We start from the raw sequence: 3,563 nt of genomic DNA, 5'->3' as shown, positions 1-3,563 counted from the left end.
GTTCCCTACTACAACAAGCCTACTCAGGAGGGTCTTTACAGGCACTTCGCCACCGTTGCGGAGGAGGTTGATATACCGATCCTTATCTACAACATACCTTCCCGGACGGGAGTTGAGATAGCTGTTGATACGATCTACAGGCTCGTCTCAGACTACCCTAACATAGTGGGTTCAAAGGAGTCCACACCCAACATGGACAGGATATCGGAGCTACACAAGAGGCTGGGCGACAGCTTCTCAATCCTCTCCGGTGATGACAGCCTGACCCTTCCCATGATGGCTCTCGGCGCAAAGGGCGTGGTTTCGGTTGCCAACAACGTGGTTCCCAAGGAGATAAAGCTCCTGACGGAGCTGGCGAAGGAGGGGAACTTCAAGAAAGCCAGAGAGCTTCACTACCATCTTCACGAGCTCTTCAAGGCACTCTTCATAGAGACAAACCCCATTCCGGTTAAGACCGCCTGCTGGATGCTCGGCATGTGTGAGAAGGAGTTCAGACTGCCCATGTGCGAGATGAAGCCCGAAAACGAGAGGAAACTGAGAGAGGTCCTCAAGAAGTACAACCTTCCCTTAGTGAACTGATGGAGAACACGGGAACACCCTTTAAGGAAGGGGACCTCATATTGGGCTACTACAAGGTTCTGGGCATCATAGGGAGGGGAGACTTCGGGATAGTTTACAAGGTCAGGGGGGTGAAGGGAAGATACAGGGGCAAGCTCCTCGCCCTTAAGGTAGCATCAAACCCCTACGGGGTAGAATACCTCTGGAAGGAGGCTCAAACCCTTATACTCCTGAATCACCCCAACATCATATCCCTCCAGAGCTACCTTTACAAGAAGGATAAGGGGGAGCTTTACGTTCTCTACGAGTTGATGGATGTCGGGGACTTGAAGGACTATGTACTCAATAAAGGAGGTCTCTCAGAGAAAGAAGCTCTGAAGGTCCTCTGGAACGTTACCAACGGTCTTGCCTTTCTCCACAGCAGGGGGTACATCCACAGCGATATAAAGCCTGAGAACGTATTCGGAAAGAAGGTTCTCAGGAGCATCGTCTGGAAGCTGGGCGATTTCGGGCTCTTGAAGATAAGGGGCTCTGTCTCAATCCTTGATGTTAAGGGAACTCTCGGTTACATAGCACCGGAGGTCTTTAAGGGAGAGATACACAGGAGCAGTGATATATTCTCCCTCGGCTGTCTCTTCTACTTTACCCTCTTTTGCAGGGATCCCTTTCACTCGGAGGATAGAAAGGAGAAGCTGAGGAGGAACAAGGAGGGTATCTATACACCCCCGGAGGGGGTCTCTGAAAAAACGAAGAGGCTCATTGAGAGGATGCTTGAGAAGGACTACAGGAAGCGATTCAGAACCGCTCAGGAGCTCAAGGAGTATCTCCTTGCGGAGGGGCTTGCGTGAAGTATGTAACGGGTGAGTGGTGCAGGGACAGGGAGAGGTTTGCGGACAGGCTCTACTGCTCTGAGGACACCTTCGCGGTTGCGGACGGCATGGGGATAGGGATCGGAGGCAGGATGGCTGCAGAGAAGGCTGTTGAGCTGATAGATGAGTACAGACCCTTTACCACCTCCCAGGAGGTGAGGTCCTTTTTCAAGGAGGCGAACCTCAGGATAATGGAGGAGATAGCGAAGCTCGGGGACAGGGAGGTGGCTGGAACAACCCTGAGCCTCATAAGCTTCACAGATGGGGAGTACTTACTGGGTCATGTGGGGGACTCCCGTATCTACCTCTTCCGGAGAGGAAGGCTCTTTCTCCTTACAGAAGACCAGATCACCTACAGGAACGGCAAGAAGTATGTATCCGCTCTCGGGATAGACTGGAAGGTTGATGTCTTCCTCTCTCAGGGAACCGTCATGAGGGGCGATATCTTCCTGCTCATGTCCGACGGAGCTGTAAACGTCCTTGAGGAGAAGGAGATCCTCGGCGTGCTCGGTGAGGATATTGAGCTCAGCGCTGAGAGACTCCTTAAGGTGTACGTTGATAAGGACCCCTCCGAGGACCTGTCCTTCGCTATAGTAATGCCCGATTGAGGGCTTATAATAAGTCTCATGTTTGAGGTAACCTTTATAGGAGCCTTCATCGCAGGGGTTCTGGCTTTTCTATCACCCTGCGTTCTGCCCATAATACCCGCCTACCTCTCCTACGTTTCCGGGGTTGGGGTGGAAGAGGTTCAGAAGGAAAACAGGCTGTTCAGCACAAAGGTCTTTCTCGCAACCCTCTTCTTCGTGATAGGCTTTTCCCTCGTATTCACACTCCTCGGAGCGGGAGCCTCCTTCATAGGGCAGTTTCTCAGAGCCTACCAGACGGAGATAGCCAAGGTGGGCGGAGGGCTGGTGATATTCTTTGGACTCCACTTTGCCGGAGCCTTCCTGAGACCGAACTTCTTGAGGGAGCTAATAGGTGTGGAGGCTTTTCTGACAGCCCTCTACCTCTTCGGTGTTATCGGTAAGGAGACCTTCTTCTCTCTGACGGGTGCTCTTGCTGTCGTCCTCGGGCTCTACCTCTTCGGAGCTCATGAGTACCTATACAGACAGCTCAAAAAGGAGGCAAAAGCCAAGGCTTCTTACATAGGAGCCTTCCTGATAGGGGTGGTGTTTGCCTTTGGCTGGACTCCCTGCATAGGACCCATCCTCGGGTCTATACTCTTCTTAGCCTCCCAGCAGGAGACCGTTAGGGAAGGGGCTGTGATGCTCTTTCTCTTCTCCCTCGGTCTGGGCGTTCCCTTTCTGATAGCCGGACTCCTCTTTTCCCTTTTCCTGAGCTTCGTTAAGAAGTTCGGAAGGTTCTTCGGTGTGGTTGAGCTCGTGGGTGGTATCCTCCTCATATCCTTGGGAGTCCTCCTCGTTCTTGACAAACTCAGCTGGTTTGCTTCCCTCGGGGTAGGTATATGAAGCTTGTCGTAGTTGACTACGGTATGGGAAATCTCAGGAGCGTTGCCAAGGCTCTTGAGCACGTCGGCTTCCCTGAGGTTGAGGTTACAGGGGACAGGAACAAGGTCTCCAAGGCGGATGCTCTCGTCTTCCCCGGTCAGGGAGCCTTCAGGAGGGCTATGGAACACCTGAGAGAAATGGAGCTAATTACACCTCTACTTTCCCACATAGAGAGAGGAAAGCCCTTTCTCGGCATATGCCTCGGGCTTCAGCTCCTCTTTGAAAGGAGCTACGAGCACGGGGAGACCGAAGGGCTCGGTGTCCTTGAGGGCGAGGTCGTACTTCTCCCACCGAAGGTCAAGGTGCCCCACATAGGCTGGAATCAGGTATGGATAAAGAAGAGGAAAGGGCTCTTTTCAGAAATAGAGGACGGGGACTTCTTCTACTTCGTCCATTCCTACCACGTAGTTCCGAGGAAAGAGGAGGTGGTGGCATCAACCACAGACTACGATGTCTTCTTCGTCTCTGCGGTTCAGAAGGAGAACCTCTGGGCGGTTCAGTTCCACCCAGAGAAGAGCCAGAAAAAAGGACTTAAGCTCCTTGAAAACTTCAGGCGCTACTGCGAAGAAGTTATCTAAAAGGCAACGCCCACGTTCGCAAAGAGGCTCTTTACCTTGATCTCAGCATT

General features: G+C 52.5%; 5 protein-coding genes. All 5 read left to right on the top strand.

The annotated features are described in order from the left end of the window. The coding region (gene dapA, locus AC1HCM_RS01200) for a 4-hydroxy-tetrahydrodipicolinate synthase (RefSeq protein WP_479459950.1) at nt 1-579 on the top strand (579 nt) is incomplete at its 5' end. Continuing rightward, the gene (locus tag AC1HCM_RS01195; protein ID WP_479459949.1) at nt 579-1,406 is read left to right on the top strand and encodes a serine/threonine protein kinase; all 828 of its coding nucleotides are present in this window, start codon (nt 579-581) and stop codon (nt 1,404-1,406) included. The genes dapA and AC1HCM_RS01195, both read left to right, overlap by 1 nt. Further along, nucleotides 1,403-2,035 carry a PP2C family protein-serine/threonine phosphatase gene (locus AC1HCM_RS01190; RefSeq protein WP_479459948.1) on the top strand — a complete coding sequence of 211 codons (633 nt, stop codon included), beginning with the start codon at nt 1,403-1,405 and terminating at the stop codon, nt 2,033-2,035. Before AC1HCM_RS01195 ends, AC1HCM_RS01190 begins: the two co-directional genes overlap by 4 nt. A gap of 18 nt (nt 2,036-2,053) precedes the next feature. Then, complete coding sequence (locus AC1HCM_RS01185) at nt 2,054-2,896, top strand: cytochrome c biogenesis protein CcdA (RefSeq protein ID WP_479459947.1); 843 nt, start codon at nt 2,054-2,056, stop codon at nt 2,894-2,896. Then, the gene (gene hisH, locus AC1HCM_RS01180) at nt 2,893-3,513 is read left to right on the top strand and encodes an imidazole glycerol phosphate synthase subunit HisH (protein WP_479459946.1); all 621 of its coding nucleotides are present in this window, start codon (nt 2,893-2,895) and stop codon (nt 3,511-3,513) included. The genes AC1HCM_RS01185 and hisH overlap by 4 nt, the downstream gene beginning before the upstream one ends. The last annotated feature ends 50 nt before the right edge of the window (nt 3,514-3,563 follow it).

This window comes from Hydrogenivirga sp., assembly GCF_056450045.1.
Note: the sequence above shows the minus strand (reverse complement) of the source record. Positions and strands in the feature narration are given on the sequence as shown.